The sequence below is a fragment of the Pseudomonas sp. AC070 genome (genome assembly GCF_979258635.1).
The window spans coordinates 3,251,493-3,270,014 of the sequence record NZ_OZ409871.1 but is presented as its reverse complement, the minus strand read 5'-3'; the positions used below and the strand labels follow the sequence as shown (position 1 = coordinate 3,270,014).

At 61.0% G+C, this 18,522-nt stretch carries 15 protein-coding genes; all 15 read left to right on the top strand.

The annotated features are described in order from the left end of the window. The first annotated feature begins 71 nt into the window (after nucleotides 1–71). The 15 genes from leuC to ACZZ0Q_RS14610 all read left to right on the top strand — a co-directional run bounded on the left by leuC (nucleotide 72) and on the right by ACZZ0Q_RS14610 (nucleotide 18,521). A complete protein-coding gene (leuC, locus tag ACZZ0Q_RS14680) occupies nucleotides 72–1,499 on the top strand; it encodes a 3-isopropylmalate dehydratase large subunit (protein WP_463541792.1) in 1,428 nt (475 codons plus the stop codon). Between the two features lie 10 nt (nucleotides 1,500–1,509). Beyond that, nucleotides 1,510–2,151, top strand: a complete 642-nt coding sequence (leuD, locus tag ACZZ0Q_RS14675; RefSeq protein ID WP_122497178.1) for a 3-isopropylmalate dehydratase small subunit — start codon at nucleotides 1,510–1,512, stop codon at nucleotides 2,149–2,151. Between the two features lie 115 nt (nucleotides 2,152–2,266). Beyond that, on the top strand, nucleotides 2,267–3,031 hold the full coding sequence (locus ACZZ0Q_RS14670; protein ID WP_463541793.1) for a class I SAM-dependent methyltransferase: 765 nt from the start codon (nucleotides 2,267–2,269) through the stop codon (nucleotides 3,029–3,031). A gap of 393 nt (nucleotides 3,032–3,424) precedes the next feature. After that, the gene (leuB, locus tag ACZZ0Q_RS14665; RefSeq protein WP_463541794.1) at nucleotides 3,425–4,507 is read left to right on the top strand and encodes a 3-isopropylmalate dehydrogenase; all 1,083 of its coding nucleotides are present in this window, start codon (nucleotides 3,425–3,427) and stop codon (nucleotides 4,505–4,507) included. A gap of 119 nt (nucleotides 4,508–4,626) precedes the next feature. Continuing rightward, a complete protein-coding gene (asd, locus tag ACZZ0Q_RS14660) occupies nucleotides 4,627–5,739 on the top strand; it encodes an aspartate-semialdehyde dehydrogenase (protein ID WP_122497184.1) in 1,113 nt (370 codons plus the stop codon). Nucleotides 5,740–5,913: 174 nt separating this feature from the next. Then, a complete protein-coding gene (locus ACZZ0Q_RS14655) occupies nucleotides 5,914–6,924 on the top strand; it encodes an aspartate-semialdehyde dehydrogenase (protein WP_463542322.1) in 1,011 nt (336 codons plus the stop codon). Between the two features lie 167 nt (nucleotides 6,925–7,091). Continuing rightward, nucleotides 7,092–10,130 carry a FimV/HubP family polar landmark protein gene (locus ACZZ0Q_RS14650; RefSeq protein WP_463560705.1) on the top strand — a complete coding sequence of 1,013 codons (3,039 nt, stop codon included), beginning with the start codon at nucleotides 7,092–7,094 and terminating at the stop codon, nucleotides 10,128–10,130. A gap of 36 nt (nucleotides 10,131–10,166) precedes the next feature. Continuing rightward, complete coding sequence (gene truA, locus ACZZ0Q_RS14645; protein ID WP_463542323.1) at nucleotides 10,167–10,988, top strand: tRNA pseudouridine(38-40) synthase TruA; 822 nt, start codon at nucleotides 10,167–10,169, stop codon at nucleotides 10,986–10,988. A gap of 68 nt (nucleotides 10,989–11,056) precedes the next feature. Beyond that, nucleotides 11,057–11,677, top strand: coding sequence for a phosphoribosylanthranilate isomerase (locus tag ACZZ0Q_RS14640; protein ID WP_463541795.1), 621 nt, complete (start codon nucleotides 11,057–11,059; stop codon nucleotides 11,675–11,677). 238 nt (nucleotides 11,678–11,915) lie between these two features. Then, nucleotides 11,916–12,806, top strand: a complete 891-nt coding sequence (gene accD, locus ACZZ0Q_RS14635) for an acetyl-CoA carboxylase, carboxyltransferase subunit beta (protein WP_463541796.1) — start codon at nucleotides 11,916–11,918, stop codon at nucleotides 12,804–12,806. After that, nucleotides 12,803–14,122 (top strand): bifunctional tetrahydrofolate synthase/dihydrofolate synthase, encoded by a 1,320-nt coding sequence (gene folC / locus ACZZ0Q_RS14630; protein WP_463541797.1) that lies wholly within the window; start codon nucleotides 12,803–12,805, stop codon nucleotides 14,120–14,122. The genes accD and folC overlap by 4 nt, the downstream gene beginning before the upstream one ends. Further along, the gene (locus ACZZ0Q_RS14625) at nucleotides 14,106–14,753 is read left to right on the top strand and encodes an SPOR domain-containing protein (RefSeq protein WP_463541798.1); all 648 of its coding nucleotides are present in this window, start codon (nucleotides 14,106–14,108) and stop codon (nucleotides 14,751–14,753) included. Before folC ends, ACZZ0Q_RS14625 begins: the two co-directional genes overlap by 17 nt. 250 nt (nucleotides 14,754–15,003) lie before the next feature. Beyond that, a complete protein-coding gene (locus ACZZ0Q_RS14620) occupies nucleotides 15,004–15,555 on the top strand; it encodes a CvpA family protein (RefSeq protein ID WP_122497200.1) in 552 nt (183 codons plus the stop codon). A 186-nt stretch (nucleotides 15,556–15,741) separates the two neighbouring features. Further along, nucleotides 15,742–17,247 carry an amidophosphoribosyltransferase gene (purF, locus tag ACZZ0Q_RS14615; RefSeq protein WP_122497202.1) on the top strand — a complete coding sequence of 502 codons (1,506 nt, stop codon included), beginning with the start codon at nucleotides 15,742–15,744 and terminating at the stop codon, nucleotides 17,245–17,247. Between the two features lie 62 nt (nucleotides 17,248–17,309). Beyond that, nucleotides 17,310–18,521, top strand: coding sequence for an O-succinylhomoserine sulfhydrylase (locus ACZZ0Q_RS14610; RefSeq protein WP_463541799.1), 1,212 nt, complete (start codon nucleotides 17,310–17,312; stop codon nucleotides 18,519–18,521). Nucleotide 18,522 lies beyond the last annotated feature (1 nt).

Here is an 18,522-nt window from a genome sequence, read left to right as displayed (position 1 = left end):
GAAGGGTTATTCGGACAGGGGCAAACGCTCAGCCGACAAGGCCCAAACGCAAACCTGATGAGGAATAACTGATGGCCGGCAAGACGCTCTACGACAAACTTTGGGAAGCGCACGAGGTAAAACGGCGTGACGATGGCTCGTCGCTGATCTACATCGACCGCCACATCCTTCACGAAGTGACGTCGCCGCAAGCGTTTGAAGGTCTGCGTCTGGCCGGGCGCAAACCGTGGCGCATTGACGCCAACATCGCCACCCCGGACCACAACGTGCCGACCACGCTCACCGAGCGCAAAGGCGGCATCGCGGCCATCGCTGACGAAGTGTCGCGCATTCAGGTGCAAACCCTGGACGACAACTGCGACGAGTTCGGCATTCTCGAATTCAAAATGAATGACATTCGTCAGGGCATCGTTCACGTCGTCGGCCCCGAGCAAGGCGCCACCTTGCCGGGCATGACCGTGGTGTGCGGCGACTCGCACACCTCGACCCACGGCGCGTTCGGCGCGCTGGCCCATGGCATCGGCACCTCGGAGGTCGAGCACGTGCTCGCCACTCAGTGCCTGGTGGCCAAGAAAATGAAAAACATGCAGGTGCGCGTCGAAGGTCAATTGCCGTTCGGCGTCACCGCCAAAGACATCGTGCTGGCCGTGATCGGCAAAATAGGCACCGCAGGCGGCAACGGCCACGCGTTGGAATTTGCCGGCAGCGCCATCCGCGATTTGTCGATCGAAGGGCGCATGACCATCTGCAACATGTCCATCGAAGCCGGCGCCCGCGTGGGCTTGGTGGCTGCGGATGAGAAAACCGTCGCCTACATTCAGGGCCGTCCGTTCGCACCGAAGGGTGCCGATTGGGACGCCGCCGTTGAAGCCTGGAAAGACTTGGTTTCCGACGAAAACGCCGTATTCGACACCGTGGTCGAACTCAACGCCGCCGATATTCAGCCGCAAGTAACGTGGGGCACTTCGCCGGAAATGGTGTTGCCGGTTGACGCCAGCGTGCCGGACCCAAGTAAAGAATCCGACCCGGTGAAAAAAGACTCTATCGAACGCGCGTTGAAATACATGGGCTTGGCCGCCAACCAGGCGATCACCGATATCCAGCTCGACCGCGTGTTCATTGGTTCGTGCACCAACTCGCGTATCGAAGACTTGCGCGCCGCCGCCGTGGTTGCCAAGGGCCGCAAGGTGGCCTCGACCATCAAGCAGGCGATGGTGGTGCCGGGTTCCGGCTTGGTGAAAGCGCAGGCCGAAGAAGAAGGGCTGCACACCATTTTCCTCGAAGCCGGTTTTGAATGGCGCGAACCGGGCTGCTCCATGTGCCTGGCCATGAACCCGGACAAACTCGGCAGCGGCGAGCATTGCGCCTCTACCTCCAACCGCAACTTCGAAGGCCGTCAGGGCGCCGGTGGCCGCACCCACCTGGTGAGCCCGGCCATGGCCGCCGCCGCTGCGGTAACCGGCCGCTTTATCGACGTTCGCGAATTGACCCAGGCTTGAGGCCCAGCACATGAAAGCGTTTACCCAGCACACCGGCCTGGTCGCTCCTTTGGATCGCGCCAACGTCGACACCGATCAGATCATTCCCAAGCAATTCCTGAAATCGATCAAGCGCACCGGTTTCGGTCCGAACCTGTTCGACGAGTGGCGTTACCTGGATGTCGGGCAGCCGAACCAAGACAACTCCACCCGCCCGATCAACAAAGACTTTGTGCTCAACCACCCGCGCTATCAAGGCGCGAGCGTGTTGCTCGCTCGCGAGAACTTTGGCTGCGGCTCGAGCCGCGAGCACGCCCCGTGGGCACTGGAAGAGTACGGTTTCCGCGCCATCATCGCGCCGAGCTATGCCGACATCTTCTTCAACAACAGCTTCAAGAACGGCTTGCTGCCGATCATCTTGCCGGAAGCCGAAGTGGACGAATTGTTCGACCTGGTTGAAGCCAACGTCGGCTACCAACTCAGCGTCGACCTGGCCGCGCAAACCGTGACCCGTGCCGACGGCAAAGTGATTGGTTTTGACGTCGACGCGTTCCGCAAACACTGCCTGCTCAATGGCCTGGACGATATCGGCCTGACCCTGCAGGACGCAGCGGCGATCAGCACGTTTGAAACCAAGCACCGCGCCAGTCAGCCGTGGTTGTTTCGCGACTGAAAAAGTTAAACCTGTAGGAGAGGCTTCAGCCTCGATTCCTGGAAACGGGGAATCAAGAGCATCGAGGCTAAAGCCTCTCCCACAGCAAGCGCTCAACACATAGAAGGACGTATCCATGACCAGCAACGCCCACGCTCAAGTCGTACAGAAACAATTCGGTGAACAGGCTGCCGCCTACCTGAGCAGTGCTGTGCACGCCCAAGGTCCTGAATTCGCTCTGCTACAGGCTGAGCTGGCCGGTCATGAGACGGCGCGAGTGCTGGACTTGGGCTGTGGTGCCGGGCACGTCAGTTTTTATGCCGCGCCGTTGGTGCATGAAGTGGTGGCTTACGACCTGTCGCAGAAAATGCTCGACGTGGTCAACCACGCTGCTGCCGAGCGCGGGCTGAGCAACATCCGCACCCAGCACGGCGCAGCCGAACAGCTGCCGTTCGCGGATGGCGAATTCGACTACGTCTTTAGCCGTTACTCGGCGCACCACTGGAGCGACGTCGGCCAGGCCCTGCGCGAAGTGCGGCGTGTATTGAAGCCGGGCGGGGTGGCGGCGTTTATCGACGTAATGTCGCCGGGCAAGCCGCTGCTCGACACCTATTTGCAAACCGTGGAAGTGCTGCGCGACACCAGCCATGTGCGCAACTACGCTGCCAGCGAATGGCTGCGCTTCATCAGCGACGCCGGCCTGCACACCCGCAGCTACAGCCGCCAGCGTTTGCAGCTGGAATACAGCTCGTGGGTGGAACGCATGCGCACGCCGCCAACCTTGCGCGTCGCGATTCGTGAACTGCAGCAAGCGATGGGCGCGGAAGTACGCGAGTATTTCGAGATTGGTGAAGACGGTACGTTTAGTACGGATGTGTTGGTGGTGTGGGCTGAGAAGTAAGGATTGCAACCACTGTCATCCTCGCGGGAATGACGGAGATAGGTCAACCACCACCGTCATCCTCGCGAACGCGGCGGTCCGACGATTCGGGATCCAGGCTCGTTCCGGAGAAGGTGCTCGACGAGACATTCTGGATTCCCGCTTTCGCGGGAATGACGGTGGTGGGTCAAATGGCTCCGTCATCCTCGCGAAGGCGGCGGTCCGACGATTCGGGATCCAGGGTCGTTCGGGAGACGGTGCTCGGCGGGAACCCAGAGTCGTCCAGGAAACGGTGATCCGCGACCGTTACAGGATTCAAACCATCGGCCCCCCGCCCGCGGAACCGCCGATGTGAAATTCAAGATTTTTGAAGACGCGCCCCCAAGCCCGTCCATTTGTTAATTTGAGGAACCTATGAGCAAGCAAATCCTGATTCTTCCCGGCGATGGCATCGGCCCAGAAATCACTGCCGAAGCGGTGAAAGTGCTCGAACTGGCCAACGACAAATTCCAGCTGGGTTTTGAATTCAGTGAAGACGTGATCGGCGGCGCTGCCATCGACAAGTACGGCGTGCCGTTGGCTGACGAAACCCTGGCCCGCGCCCAGGCTGCGGACGCCATCTTGCTGGGCGCTGTCGGCGGCCCGAAATGGGACAAGATTGAACGCGACATTCGCCCTGAACGCGGCTTGCTGAAAATACGTTCCGCCCTGGGTCTGTTCGCCAACCTGCGTCCGGCCATTCTGTATCCGCAACTGGCTGACGCCTCGTCGCTCAAGCGCGACATCGTTGCGGGCCTGGATATTCTGATCGTCCGTGAGCTGACCGGCGGCATCTACTTCGGCGCGCCGCGCGGCACCAAGCAATTGGAAAACGGCGAGCGCTTTGCCTTCGACACCCTGCCGTACAGCGAAAGCGAAATTCGCCGCATCGCTCGTGTCGGTTTCGACATGGCGCGCGTGCGCGGCAAGAAGTTGTGCTCGGTAGACAAAGCCAACGTGCTGGCTTCGAGCCAACTGTGGCGCGAAGTGGTTGAGGAAGTGGCCAAGGATTACCCGGACGTCGAACTCAGCCATATGTATGTCGATAACGCCGCCATGCAGCTAGTGCGCGCGCCTAAGCAATTCGACGTGTTGGTGACCGACAACATGTTCGGCGACATTCTGTCGGATGAGGCTTCCATGCTGACCGGTTCTATCGGCATGCTGCCGTCCGCCTCGCTGGATGCCAACAACAAGGGCATGTACGAGCCGTCTCACGGTTCGGCCCCGGACATCGCGGGCCAAGGCATTGCCAACCCGTTGGCAACCATTCTCTCCGTGTCGATGCTGCTGCGTTACAGCTTCAACCAAAACGCTGCGGCCGATGCCATTGAGAAAGCGGTTGGCGTGGTGCTGGACCAAGGCCTGCGCACCGGTGACATCTGGTCGCAAGGCTGCAAAAAGGTCGGCACCCGTGAAATGGGCGATGCCGTGGTAAAGGCGCTGCGTGAGCTGTAAATAGCGGCGCCAAGCAACAACCGCTTTCGGGGTCGCACGGGCGACATCAACTCGGTTACTCTCTGCGACCCCCTCGAAAGCGGGGGTTCGTATTCATGTTTTCTTAAGGTGTAGTTGCGATGAAGCGTGTAGGTCTGATCGGTTGGCGCGGGATGGTCGGTTCCGTACTCATGCAGCGGATGCTCGAAGAGCAGGATTTCGACTTGATCGAACCGGTGTTCTTCACTACCTCCAATGTCGGGGGCCAAGGCCCGGCCGTGGGTAAAGACATTGCGCCGCTCAAAGACGCTTACAGCATTGAAGAGCTCAAAGGCCTCGATGTGATCCTGACCTGCCAGGGCGGCGACTACACCAGCGAAGTATTCCCCAAGCTGCGCGAAGCGGGCTGGAATGGTTACTGGATCGACGCGGCGTCCTCGCTGCGTATGGACGATAACTCGGTGATCGTGCTCGACCCGGTGAACCGCAAGGTCATCGACCAGGCGCTGGACGCCGGCACCAAAAACTACATCGGCGGCAACTGCACCGTCAGCTTGATGCTGATGGCGTTGGGTGGCTTGTTCGAAGCCGGTCTGGTGGAGTGGATGAATGCCATGACCTACCAGGCGGCCTCTGGCGCCGGTGCGCAGAACATGCGCGAGCTGATCAAGCAAATGGGCGCCACCCACGCCGCTGTCGCTGATGAACTGGCCAACCCGGCCAGCGCCATCCTCGACATCGACCGCAAAGTGGCCGAAGCCATGCGCGGCGACGCGTTCCCTACCGAAAACTTCGGTGTGCCGTTGGCTGGCAGCCTGATTCCCTGGATCGACAAAGAATTGCCCAACGGCCAAAGCCGTGAAGAGTGGAAAGGCCAGGCCGAGACCAACAAGATTCTGGGTCGCTTTAAGAGCCCGATTCCGGTCGACGGCATCTGCGTTCGTATCGGCGCCATGCGCTGCCACAGCCAGGCGCTGACCCTGAAGCTGAACAAAGACGTGCCGTTGAGCGATATCGAAGGCTTGATCAGCCAGCACAACCCTTGGGTGAAACTGGTGCCGAACCAGCGCGAGCTGAGCATCAAGGAACTGACCCCGACGGCCGTGACCGGCACCCTGACCGTTCCGGTTGGCCGCTTGCGCAAGCTGAACATGGGCTCGCAGTACCTGGGCGCCTTCACCGTGGGCGACCAACTGCTGTGGGGCGCCGCCGAACCGCTGCGCCGCATGCTGCGGATTCTGCTGGAGCGTTAATCGCCGCAACCCTTCTTCTATAAAGAAGGGAAGGGCGCACAGATAGTCGATGTGAAAAAACAGCCTTGGAGCGCACGGGTTAACGCCTGTGCAACACCAAGGCTGTTTTTTTATGTGCGGGCGGGTACAGTGCCGCTCCCCGCGTTACACCCGGCGTTCAACAGAGGTAGCAGCATGAGCCAGACTTTCGATATCGCCATCATTGGCGCCACCGGCACCGTCGGCGAAACCCTTGTTCAAGTGCTTGAAGAGCGCGAATTTCCTGTCGGCAACTTGCACCTGCTGGCCAGCATTGAATCGGCCGGCGCGTCGGTGCCATTTCGTGGCAAAAACGTGCGGGTGCGTGAGGTCGAGAAATTCGATTTCGCTCAGGTGCAGCTGGTGTTTTTCGCCGCCGCCGAGCAGGTCACCCATAGTTTAGTCGCGCGTGCCCAGGCCGCCGGCTGCCATTTGATCGACTTGTCCGGCGCGCTGCCAGCCGCCGAGGCGCCGCTGCTGGTGCCCGAGGCCAATGCCGATGTGTTGAAACAGCTTAAAGCGCCGTTCCAGATCAGCAGCCCGAGTCCTTGCGTGATTGCCTTGGCCGTCGCGCTGGCGCCTTTGCGCGCGGTGTTGGATATCCAACGGGTGACCACGACGGCATGTCTGGCAATTTCGAGTGTCGGTCGGGAAGGGGTGTCGGAACTCGCCCGACAAACAGCGGAATTGCTAAATGTGCGTCCGCTGGAGCCGCGGTTCTTTGATCGTCAGGTTGCTTTCAACGTATTGGCGCAGGTGGGTAAGCCGGATGCCAGTGGTTTCAGCCGCGTAGAAAAGCGCCTGGTTGAAGAGTTGAAAGCGGTGATGGCCAAGGCAGACCTCAAGGTGTCCGCCACCTGCGTGCTCGCGCCTGTGTTTTTCGGCGACAGCCTGAGCGTTTCGTTGCAGTGTTCTAACGCTGTGGATGTGGCTGCGGTGAACGCCGCTTTGGAAGCGGCCGAGGGTATCGAACTGGTGGAAGAGGGCGATTATCCGACCGTGGTCGGGGACGCCGTTGGCCAGGATGTGATCTATGTCGGACGGGTTCGTGCCGGATTCGACGATTTGTCCGAACTCAATTTGTGGATTGCGTCTGATAATGTGCGCAAAGGCGCCGCTCTGAACGCTGTCCAAATTGCTGAGTTATTGATAAAACACTATCTGTAAAAGATACTTACCTAGAAATTTGAAGAATCATTCTAGCTTGGCCTATCTTGGTACAACCGGGGGCTGAGCTGTTGTTGGTTGGGGAGCCGCCGCAAGGCGGAACAGGCAGCAACTGTAATAAGACCCTCTCGCAGTTCGAGAAGAAAGATAAAACAAGGGATATCGCTATGGCTCGGGTTCGCAAACTGGTGCTGGCAATCGCGGCTGCTTCGGCGCTGACGTCCGGTATGGCGCACGCGTTGGGGCTCGGGGAAGTGACCCTGAAGTCGGCGCTGAATCAGCCATTGGACGCAGAAATCGAACTCGTCGAAGTTCGGGATCTGGCTTCTAACGAGGTGGTTCCGAATCTGGCATCCCCTGAAGAATTCAATAAAGCCGGTATTGACCGTCAATACTTTCTAACTGATCTCAAGTTCACGCCGGTGCTCAAGCCTAATGGCAAGAGCGTTATTCGCGTGACTTCCAGCAAACCGGTTCGCGAGCCTTACTTGAACTTCCTGGTGGAAGTGCTGTGGCCGAGCGGCCGCGTAATGCGCGAATACACCCTGCTGCTCGATCCGCCGCTTTATTCCCCTCAAACTGCCGCCGCTGCCGCGCCCAAGCCGCCTGTGGCTGCGCCGGCCGCCAAACCTGCAAGCAAGCCGGCCGCCGTTGCCCCTACAGCACGTCCAGCCGCACCGGTCGCCGCTGCGCCTGCGCCGTCGGCACCTGCCGCCCGCCCGGCAACGCCTGCGCCAGTTCCGGCACCTGCCGCCGCACCGGCTGGCAAAGTGGCCGACGACACCTACAAAACCACCTCTAGCGACACGCTTTGGGAAGTCGCTCAGCGCACCCGTTCCGGTGGTTCGGTGCACCAGGCCATGTTGGCCATTCAGGATCTCAACCCTGATGCCTTCGTTGACGGCAACATCAACCGCATGAAAAGCGGCCAGGTGCTGCGCCTGCCTGATGATCAACAGATCAAGTCGCGCTCGCAGAGCGAAGCAATTGCCCAGGTGGCGTCGCAGAACACCGCTTGGCGTGAGCGCCGCAGCGTAGCCGCCACTGGCGCTCGCCAGCTGGACGCCACCAAACGCGACACCGCTGGCGCCGCCCCTGCGAAAACCGACGACAAAGACAGCCTCAAACTGTTGTCCGGTGATGCCGGCAAAGCCACTCGCGGCGCTGACAAAGGCACCGGTGGCGACACCAAGGCGCTCAACGACAAATTGGCGGTCACCAAAGAAAGCCTGGATTCCACTCGCCGTGAAAACGACGAGTTGAAGAGTCGCATGGGCGACCTGCAAAGCCAGGTCGACAAACTCAACCGCCTGCTCCAGCTCAAAGACAGCCAGATGGCCAAGTTGCAGGCCGATCTGGCTGCCAAAGCCAAACAGCCAGCCTCAGCAGCTGCAGGCTCTTCGACGGCAACGGCAACGCCGAGCGCTTCGGCCACCCCGGCCGCACCGGCCAAGGTCGAAATGCCTGCTCCAGCCACCGCCCCAAGCGCCGCTGCGCCAGCACCGGCACCGACCGTGGACGCCGCCAAGCCAGCTGAAACCACGCCAGCGGCCCCGGCTGCAACTCCTGCAACCCCAGCGCCGGCTGCGAACGCAAGCGGCGAGACCGACTACAACTACAGCGAAGACCCGGCCGAGCAATCGGCTGCTGAAGCCGCCAAAACACCAGCAGAAGCCGCGCCGGCGCCAATGCCCAAGCCAGCCGAAGCGCCGGCCGAGCCGAAGCCCGCTGTTGTGTCCGCGCCTGAGCCAGCCGCAGAAACCAGCTTCGTCGACGACCTGATGGCCAACCCGATGATGCTTGGCATTGCCGGCGGTGGCGCACTGTTGCTGCTGTTGATCGGCTTGATGGTACTGTCGCGCCGCAACGCGCAGAAAGAAGCTGCGCTGCACAACGAGATTCACATCCACGAAGAGCAAAGCCCGTTCGACAACGATCTGGATACCCCAGATACCTCGTTCGCCGGCCTGGATGACGCCACCGACGACAACTTTGCACCGGTCAAAGAAGAGCGCGTGACCGCGCAAACCGGCGACGTGCTCGGCGAAGCCGACATCTACATCGCCTACGGCCGCTTCACCCAGGCTGCCGAGCTGCTGCAAGACGCCATCAACAACGAACCGCACCGCGCGGATCTGCGCTTGAAATTGATGGAAGTGCAGGCCGAGCTGGGCGACCAGGAAGGCTTTGCTCGTCAAGAGCGTGAGCTGAACGAAATCGGCGGCGCCCACAGCGAAGTTGAACAGCTGAAATCCCGCTACCCAGGCATGGGCGCTGCGGCACTCGGCGCGTTCGCTGGCGTAATGGCTGCCTCGGCGCTTGATAACCACAACGATGATTTCAACAACAGCGACGCCGACAACTTCAGCCTCGACGACCTGACCCTCGACGAACCTGCGCCACTGGCCGCTCAGCCAGCCGACGACATGGACTTGAGCCTGGACGATCTGGAAGCTGAACTGGATCGCGACCTGAACGCCGCCGGCAACGACTCGCTGAACGACTTCGGTGATCTGAGCCTGGACGACGAGCTGGCGCTGTCTTCGACTACTAGCCCAGCCGCCAGCGGCATGAGCGACCTGGACTTCGACCTGAGCCTGGACGACACCCCAAGCACCACCAGCAACGCCGCTCTCAGCGACGACCTGGCCGATTTCAGCCTGGATCTGGACGAGCCGAAAGCCAGCGCCACCAGCGAAGAAGACGACTTCCTTCTGAGCCTGGACGACGACCTCAACAGCACTACCACCAGCAATGATTTCGCTGATCTGAACCTGGAGCCTGACGCTACCCCAGAGCTGCACGCTGGCCTGGACGCCGAGCACGAGCTTCCGGCCGACTTCGACCTGTCGCTGGCTGACGATGAGCCAAGCGCACCGGTATCCAACGAAACGTTCGCCGCCAAACTGGACGAAGTGACTGCCGAGCTGGATCAGATGAATGACAAGCTGGACCTCCCAGAAGAAGACGACTTCGACTCGTTGATCGCTCCAGCTGCTAGCCCATCGGTGGCCAGCCTGGACGCCGACGATGACTTCGACTTCCTCTCCGGTACCGACGAAACCGCCACCAAGCTCGATCTGGCCCGCGCCTACATCGACATGGGTGACTCCGAAGGCGCCCGCGACATCCTCGACGAAGTGATCAGCGAAGGCACCGACGTTCAACAACAGGAAGCGCGCGAGCTGATCGCCCGTATCGTCTGATTAATGACTGAAGCAATACCCACAGCGGCGGCCGAAATGGCCGCCGTTGGCTTTTCCAGAATCGCCCTCGGCGTTGAATACAAAGGCTCCCGTTACCGTGGCTGGCAGCGCCAGGCCTCCGGCGTGGCGACCATCCAGGAAGAACTGGAAAAAGCCCTGTCGCGAGTCGCCGATTCCCCCGTCACGTTGCTGTGTGCCGGCCGCACTGACGCCGGTGTGCACGCCTGCGGTCAGGTCGTGCACTTCGACACCCAAGCCGAGCGCAGCCTGAAAGCCTGGGTGATGGGGGCGAATATCAACTTGCCCCATGACATCAGCGTGACCTGGGCCAAGGTGATGCCGGCGCATTTCCATGCGCGCTTCAAAGCCATCGCCCGGCGTTACCGTTACGTCATCTACAACGACCAAATCCGACCGGCGCATTTGGGTGAGGAAATTACCTGGAACCACCGGCCGCTGGACGTCGAGCGCATGCGCGAAGCGGCTCAATATTTGGTCGGTGAGCACGACTTCAGCGCCTTCCGCGCCGGGCAGTGCCAAGCCAAGTCGCCGATCAAAAAGATGCACCACCTGCGCGTTACCCAGCACGGAAAAATGATTGTGCTGGACCTGCGCGCCAACGCCTTTCTGCACCACATGGTGCGCAACATCGCCGGCGTGCTGATGACCATCGGCGCGGGCGAGCGCCCGGTTGAGTGGATGAAAGAGGTGCTGGAGTCGCGTATTCGCCGCACGGGCGGGGTGACGGCGCATCCGTTTGGCTTGTACCTGGTGCAGGTCGAATACCCGGCGGAGTTCGTGTTGCCGGAGCGCTATATCGGGCCGCATTTCCTCTCGGGTCTGCCGGACCTTGGCTGACGCCTGCCGATTGCCTTTGCTACCATTCCAGGCCTTGTGTTCAACAGCCGGTTATTCAGGTGTCTGCCGTGTCCGTCGTTCGTAGCAAAATCTGTGGCATCACCCGCCTTGAAGATGCACTCGCTGCCATCGAGGCGGGCGCCGACGCGTTGGGTTTCGTGTTCTTCGCCAACAGCCCGCGAGCCATGACGGCCGAGCGAGCCGCCGCCATCATCGCCGCGCTGCCGCCTTTCGTGACCACGGTCGGCTTGTTTGTTGATATGCCGCGCACTGAATTGGAAACCCTGCTGCAACAGGTGCCGTTGGACCTACTGCAATTCCATGGCGACGAAACGGCCGCCGATTGCACCGGTTATGGCCGCCCGTATATCAAAGCCCTGCGAGTGCGTACCGGCGACGACGTTGCGGCAATGATCGCGCGTTACCCCGAGGCTTCAGGCATTCTGCTGGACACCTTTGTCGCGGGCATCCCTGGCGGCACCGGTGAGGCGTTTGATTGGGCGTTGGTGCCAAGGCAGGCGAGCAAGCCGATTATCCTTGCCGGTGGGCTGACGCCTGAGAATGTGCGCGCCGCGATTGAACAGGTGCAACCGTATGCCGTGGATGTCAGCGGCGGGGTAGAGCAGAGCAAAGGCATTAAAAGTACGTCGAAAGTGCAGGCGTTTATCCGCGCCGTAAACGGGGCGTGAAACGCCCGCCAGGCATGTGACGGCTGGCGATCGCGTGCCGTCCATAACCCTGTCGCTGCGCAAGGCGCGTGAACTTCGCCGGTTCGTTGCGGTTAAACCCATACGGCAATGAGCGGCATCAGCGGGTCCGAGGCGGTACGTCAGATGATCGACCGAACCGCCAACCTGAATTTTTTGCTTTGCGACAGGCAGCCCTAAACGCCGCCTGTACAAGCCAACAGCTTTGGAGAATGAGTGCATGAGTAACTGGCTGGTAGATAAGCTGATCCCATCGATCATGCGTTCCGAGGTGAAAAAGAGCTCTGTCCCCGAGGGCTTGTGGCACAAATGCCCGTCCTGCGAAGCGGTGCTTTACCGTCCTGAGCTTGAGAAAACCCTGGATGTTTGCCCCAAGTGCAACCACCACATGCGCATCGATGCCCGCGCCCGTCTGGACATCTTCCTCGACCCCGAGGGGCGCGAAGAAATCGGCGCTGATCTTGAGCCGGTGGACCGCCTGAAATTCCGCGACAGCAAAAAGTACAAAGACCGTCTCACCGCCGCGCAAAAGCAGACCGGCGAGAAAGACGCGCTGATCGCCATGCGCGGCACCCTGCAAGACCTGCCCGTCGTGGCGTGCGCCTTTGAGTTCGCCTTTATGGGCGGCTCGATGGGCGCCATCGTCGGCGAGCGTTTTGTTCAGGCCGCCAACGTCGCGCTGAAAGAGCGTTGCCCGCTGGTGTGCTTCGCCGCTTCCGGTGGTGCGCGTATGCAGGAAGCGCTGATCTCGCTGATGCAAATGGCCAAGACGTCGGCCGTATTGGCCCGCCTGCGCGAAGAGGGCGTGCCGTTTATTTCCGTACTGACCGATCCGGTGTACGGCGGCGTGTCGGCCAGCTTGGCAATGCTGGGTGACGTGATTGTCGCTGAACCCAAAGCCCTGATCGGTTTCGCCGGCCCGCGCGTGATCGAACAAACCGTGCGAGAAAAGTTGCCAGAAGGCTTCCAGCGCAGCGAATTCCTGCTGGCCCACGGCGCCATCGACATGATCATTTCCCGTCAGGAATTGCGTCCTCGTCTCGCCCGTTTGCTGGCGCAAATGCAAAATCTCCCGACCCCGGTCGCCATCCCTGCGCCTATCAGCGCATGACCCAGCCCACGGTGCAGCGCAACCTGGCTGAGTGGTTGAGCTATCTGGAGCAGTTGCACCCGGTGGCCATCGACATGGGCCTGGACCGCACCCGCGAGGTGGCCAGCCGCCTCGGTCTGGGGCGGCCGGCGGCGAAAGTCATCACCGTGACCGGCACCAATGGCAAAGGCTCAACCTGCGCCTTTCTTGCCTCGCTACTTGCCGAGCAGGGGCTGAAAGTGGGCGTCTACAGCTCGCCCCACCTGCTGCGTTACAACGAACGCGTGCAAGTGGCGGGAGTGGAAGCCACTGACGCCGAACTCTGCGAAGCCTTCGCCGCCGTTGAAGCGGCCCGTGGCGAAACCTCCCTGACCTATTTCGAAGTTGGCACCCTGGCTGCGTTCTGGTTGTTCCAGCGCAGCGGCCTGGATGCGGCAGTATTGGAAGTAGGCCTGGGCGGTCGACTGGACACTGTCAACCTGATTGATCCTGATCTGGCGCTGATCACCAGCATTGGCCTCGACCATGCGGACTACCTGGGCGACACCCGCGAGTCGGTAGCATTCGAGAAGGCCGGCATTTTCCGCGCTGGCGTACCGGCTATTTGCGGCGATTTGAAGCCGCCAGCACCGATTCGTGAAAAAGCGACCTCGCTTCCTTGCCCATTGTTGCTGCGCGGCCCCGATTACGACCTGGCGTTTGGCGAGCACAGCTGGCACTGGCGTGGCTTCAACGCCGCCGGCGAGCCACTGAGCTTGCATGATCTGCCGCTGCTCGATCTGCCCATGGAAAACGCCGCGCTGGCACTGCAGGCCTACGCCATGCTCGACCTGCCTTGGCGGCCTGACCAACTGGTCACGGCGCTGCAACGCACGCGGGTGACCGGTCGCCTTGATCGCCGCGCTATAAATTGGCATGGCAAGGCACTCACGCTGTTGCTGGATGTTGGGCATAATCCCCACGCCGCCGAGTATTTGGCGCAGCGCTTGGCGGATCGCCCGGTGGCTGGCAAGCGCCTGGCGGTGTTCGGTTTGTTGGCTGATAAAGATTTACCCGGCGTGCTCGCTCCGTTGCTCACACAGGTGACGGCTTGGGCCGTGGCGCCGCTGCCAACGCCGCGCAGTCGGCCCGCCGCCGAGTTGCAGGCCGCGCTGCTGAACCTGGGCGCACGCGTTGAAGCGTATGGCGACATTGCCGCCGCCTTGGAAGCGCAGCTGCAGCAGGCGACGGCAGAAGACGAAATTCTGTTGTTTGGTTCTTTTTACTGCGTGGCCGAGGCCCTGGAATGGCTGGCCCGCCATGCCATGGGAGAAGTGGGGAATGGCTTTGCTGGATAAAGGATTGAAGCAGCGGATCGTCGGCGCCTTGGTGCTGATTGCCCTGGCGATCATCTTCTTGCCGATGCTGCTGTCGCGCCAGGATGAATCCCGTCACGTGGTGGTCGACGCCCCGGCCATGCCGCAAGCCCCGGCCATGCCGGAAGTGGCGCAAGAGCCGGTGTCGGTTCCAGAGCCAGAACTGCTGCCCGAAGAGCCCGTGCCGGTCGAGCAGGTGGCAACTACGCCAGCCCCGCTTCCGACCACGCCTAGCGCTTTGCCACCGCCGACCACGCCTATTGCTCCGGCGCCTCCCGTACCGCCAGCCAGCAAACCGCCGGCCACTGCCAGCGCCACGCCCGCTACGCCAGCGGCAGCGCCGGCGACGCAGAACCGTCTGGACGCCAACAGCTTGCCGATTAGTTGGTCAATCCAACTGGCCAGCCTGTCCAACCGCGCCAGTGCTGAAAGCCTGCAGAAAACCCTGCGCAGCCAGGGTTACAACGCCTACATCCGCAGCGCTGAAGGCATGAACCGGGTATTTGTCGGGCCGCTGATTGAACGTGCTGAAGCGGATCGCCTGCGCGATCAGCTGACCAAGCAGCAGAAGCTCAAAGGGTTTGTGGTGCGTTTCCAGCCGGAAAGTAGCTGATGGGCCGGTAAGAGCATCGCAGCTGAAGCCGCTCCCAGAGGAATGTACGATTCTTGGGAGCATCTTTGCCGCGACGCTTTCAGCAGTTAGGTTGCGTCGGTCCGCGCTCTTCGAGCACAGCTAAACCCAACGCACCATCAGCATTTTCGCCCAGCGGCAGGGAATTAATCGGTGTTCGATAAATCCCGGCTTACTCCTTGCCGAACGCTCTGCTAAAATCCCGCGCCTCTTCCGTCGGTAGGCCTGTAACGTGCCATTTACCTGGGTCGATTGGGCGATCATCGCCGTTATCGCAATTTCCAGTTTAATCAGCTTGAAACGCGGCTTCGTCAAAGAAGCGCTGTCGCTGGTAACTTGGATCATTGCTGGAGTCGTTGCCTGGATGTTCGGCGGCGCGCTTTCCCAGCACCTCGTGGATTACATCGACACCCCATCAGCCCGCGTTATCGCCGGCTGCGCCATTCTTTTCGTGGCCACATTATTAGTGGGTGCCCTATTTAATTTTCTTATTGGCGAGCTGGTTCGCGTTACCGGACTATCGGGCACTGACCGCGTGCTAGGCATGGTGTTCGGTGCCGCGCGAGGCGGTTTGCTGGTGGTGTTGCTGGTTGGATTATTGAGCCTGGCGCCGGTTACTCAGGACGCTTGGTGGAAAGAGTCATCACTGGTGCCGCACTTTCTGATCGTGGCGGACTGGTCGAAAAACATGATTCTTACCCTGGCCAGTCAATGGCTGGCCAGCGGTGTGAGTGGACCGGCAGAGCTGTCGTTTAAAGATGTTCTGGCGCCCAAGCCGTTGTAGCAGTCAGCAGTTGCGGTAACGAAGTAAGCAGTCGCGGTAATTCAGAAACGAAGCGAGCGAAGGTTATGCGTGTTTTCTTATGCCTAACCGAGCGCAGTTGTTAAGAAACGTAGCGAGCAAACGTTAGGCGTGTCTTCTAATGCCTAGCCGAGCGCAGTAGTTTCCCACTTCAAAGGGGTTGGTCGCATGTGTGGCATCGTGGGTATCGTCGGTAAGTCAAACGTCAATCAAGCGCTGTATGACGCGCTTACCGTGCTCCAACATCGCGGCCAGGATGCTGCCGGTATCGTGACCAGCCATGACGGCCGGTTGTATCTGCGCAAAGACAACGGACTGGTGCGCGATGTGTTCCATCAGCGCCATATGCAGCGTTTGGTTGGCCACATGGGCATCGGTCACGTGCGCTATCCGACGGCGGGCAGTTCCACGTCCGCTGAAGCGCAGCCTTTCTACGTGAACTCGCCGTATGGCATCACCCTGGCCCACAACGGCAACTTGACCAACGTCGAGCAGCTGGCCAAGGAGATCTACGAATCTGACCTTCGTCACGTCAACACCAGTTCCGACTCCGAAGTGCTGCTCAACGTGTTCGCTCACGAGCTGGCTGTTCGCGGCAAGTTGCAGCCGACCGAAGACGACGTGTTCGCTGCCGTCACCGACGTGCACAAGCGTTGCACCGGCGGTTACGCCGTGGTGGCCATGGTCACCGGTTACGGCATCGTCGGTTTCCGCGACCCTAACGGCATCCGTCCGATCGTATTTGGCCAACGTCACACCGACGAAGGCGTGGAATACATGATCGCTTCGGAAAGCGTGTCGCTCGACGTGCTCGGCTTCACCCTGATCCGCGACCTGGCGCCGGGCGAAGCGGTGTACATCACCGAAGAAGGCAAGATTTCTACCCGCCAATGCGCGACCAACCCGAAATACGCCCCGTGCATTTTCGAGCACGTGTACCTGGCGCGTCCGGACTCGATCATGGACGGCATTTCGGTCTACAAAGCCCGCCTGCGCATGGGCGAGAAACTGGCCGATAAAATCCTGCGCGAGCGCCCGGATCACGACATCGACGTGGTTATCCCGATTCCGGACACCAGCCGCACCTCCGCGCTGGAACTGGCGAACCACCTGGGCGTGAAATTCCGCGAAGGCTTCGTTAAAAACCGTTACATCGGCCGCACCTTCATCATGCCGGGCCAGGCTGCGCGCAAGAAATCGGTCCGCCAGAAGCTCAACGCCATCGAGCTGGAATTCCGCGGCAAGAACGTGATGCTGGTCGACGACTCCATCGTGCGCGGCACCACCTGCAAGCAGATCATTCAGATGGCCCGCGAAGCCGGGGCGAAGAACGTGTACTTCTGCTCGGCAGCGCCGGCGGTGCGTTACCCGAACGTGTACGGCATCGACATGCCGAGCGCCCACGAACTGATCGCCCACAACCGCACCACCGAGGAAGTGGCTGAACTGATCGGCGCCGACTGGCTGGTGTATCAGGACCTCAGCGACCTGATCGACGCGGTGGGCGGCGGCAAGGTCAAGATCGACCAGTTCGATTGCGCGGTGTTTGATGGCAAGTACGTCACCGGCGACGTCAACGAGGCGTACCTGAACAAAATCGAACAGGCACGCAACGACTCGTCGAAGCTCAAGACCAACGTGGTCAGCGCCATCATCGACCTGTACAACAATTGATAACCCCAGCCCGCGAAAGCGGGCTGAACGTTTTAGTGCTGAACATTTGATGGAGAAAGGGCATGACGCAGGAATGGGATGCCGGTCGGCTGGACAGTGACCTCGAAGGCGTAGGCTTCGACACCCTGGCAGTGCGCGCCGGGCAACACCGTACCCCTGAAGGCGAGCACGGCGAGGCGATGTTCTTCACCTCGAGCTACGTGTTCCGCACTGCCGCCGACGCCGCTGCGCGCTTCTCTGGCGAGGTGCCGGGCAACGTCTATTCGCGTTACACCAACCCCACCGTACGCACCTTCGAAGAGCGCCTCGCCGCGCTGGAAGGGGCGGAGCAGGCGGTCGCAACGGCGTCCGGTATGTCGGCGATCATGGGCGTGGTCATGGCGTTTTGCAGTGCCGGCGACCACGTGCTGGTCTCGCGCAGCGTGTTTGGTTCGACCATTAGCCTGTTCGAAAAATACCTGAAGCGCTTTGGCGTGCAGGTCGACTACGTCGAGCTGACCAACGTCGCCGGCTGGGGCGATGCCTGCAAGCCCAACACCAAAATGTTCTTCGTCGAATCACCCTCCAACCCGTTGGCCGAGCTGGTGGACATCGCCGCGCTGGCCGAAGTGGCTCATGCCCACGGCGCGAAACTGGTGGTCGACAACTGCTTCTGCACGCCGGTGCTGCAAAAGCCACTGGCGCTCGGCGCCGACGTGGTGGTGCATTCGGCCACCAAATTTATCGACGGCCAGGGTCGTTGCCTGGGCGGCGTGGTGGCCGGCAGTGCCAAGCTGATGGCCGAGCTGGTGGGCTTCGTGCGCACCGTTGGCCCGACCCTGAGCCCTTTCAACGCCTGGGTGTTCCTGAAAGGTCTGGAAACCCTGCGCATCCGCATGCAAGCCCATTGCGCCAGCGCGCTGCACTTGGCCCAGTGGCTGGAACAGCAGCCCGGCATCGAGAAGGTTCACTACGCGGGCTTGTCGAGCCATCCGCAACACGAACTGGCCAAGCGTCAGCAGCGTGCGTTTGGCGCCGTGGTGAGCTTTGAAGTGAAAGGCGGCAAAGAGGGCGCCTGGCGCTTTATCGACGCCACGCGTTTGCTCTCGATCACCGCCAACCTGGGCGACAGCAAATCCACCATCACCCACCCGAGCACCACGTCCCACGGTCGTTTGACGCCCGAAGAACGCGCTGCAGCGGGCATCCGCGACAGCTTGATCCGCGTGGCCGTTGGCCTCGAAGAAGTCGACGACATCCAGGCCGATCTGGCCCGGGGCCTCGCGGCGCTGTGAT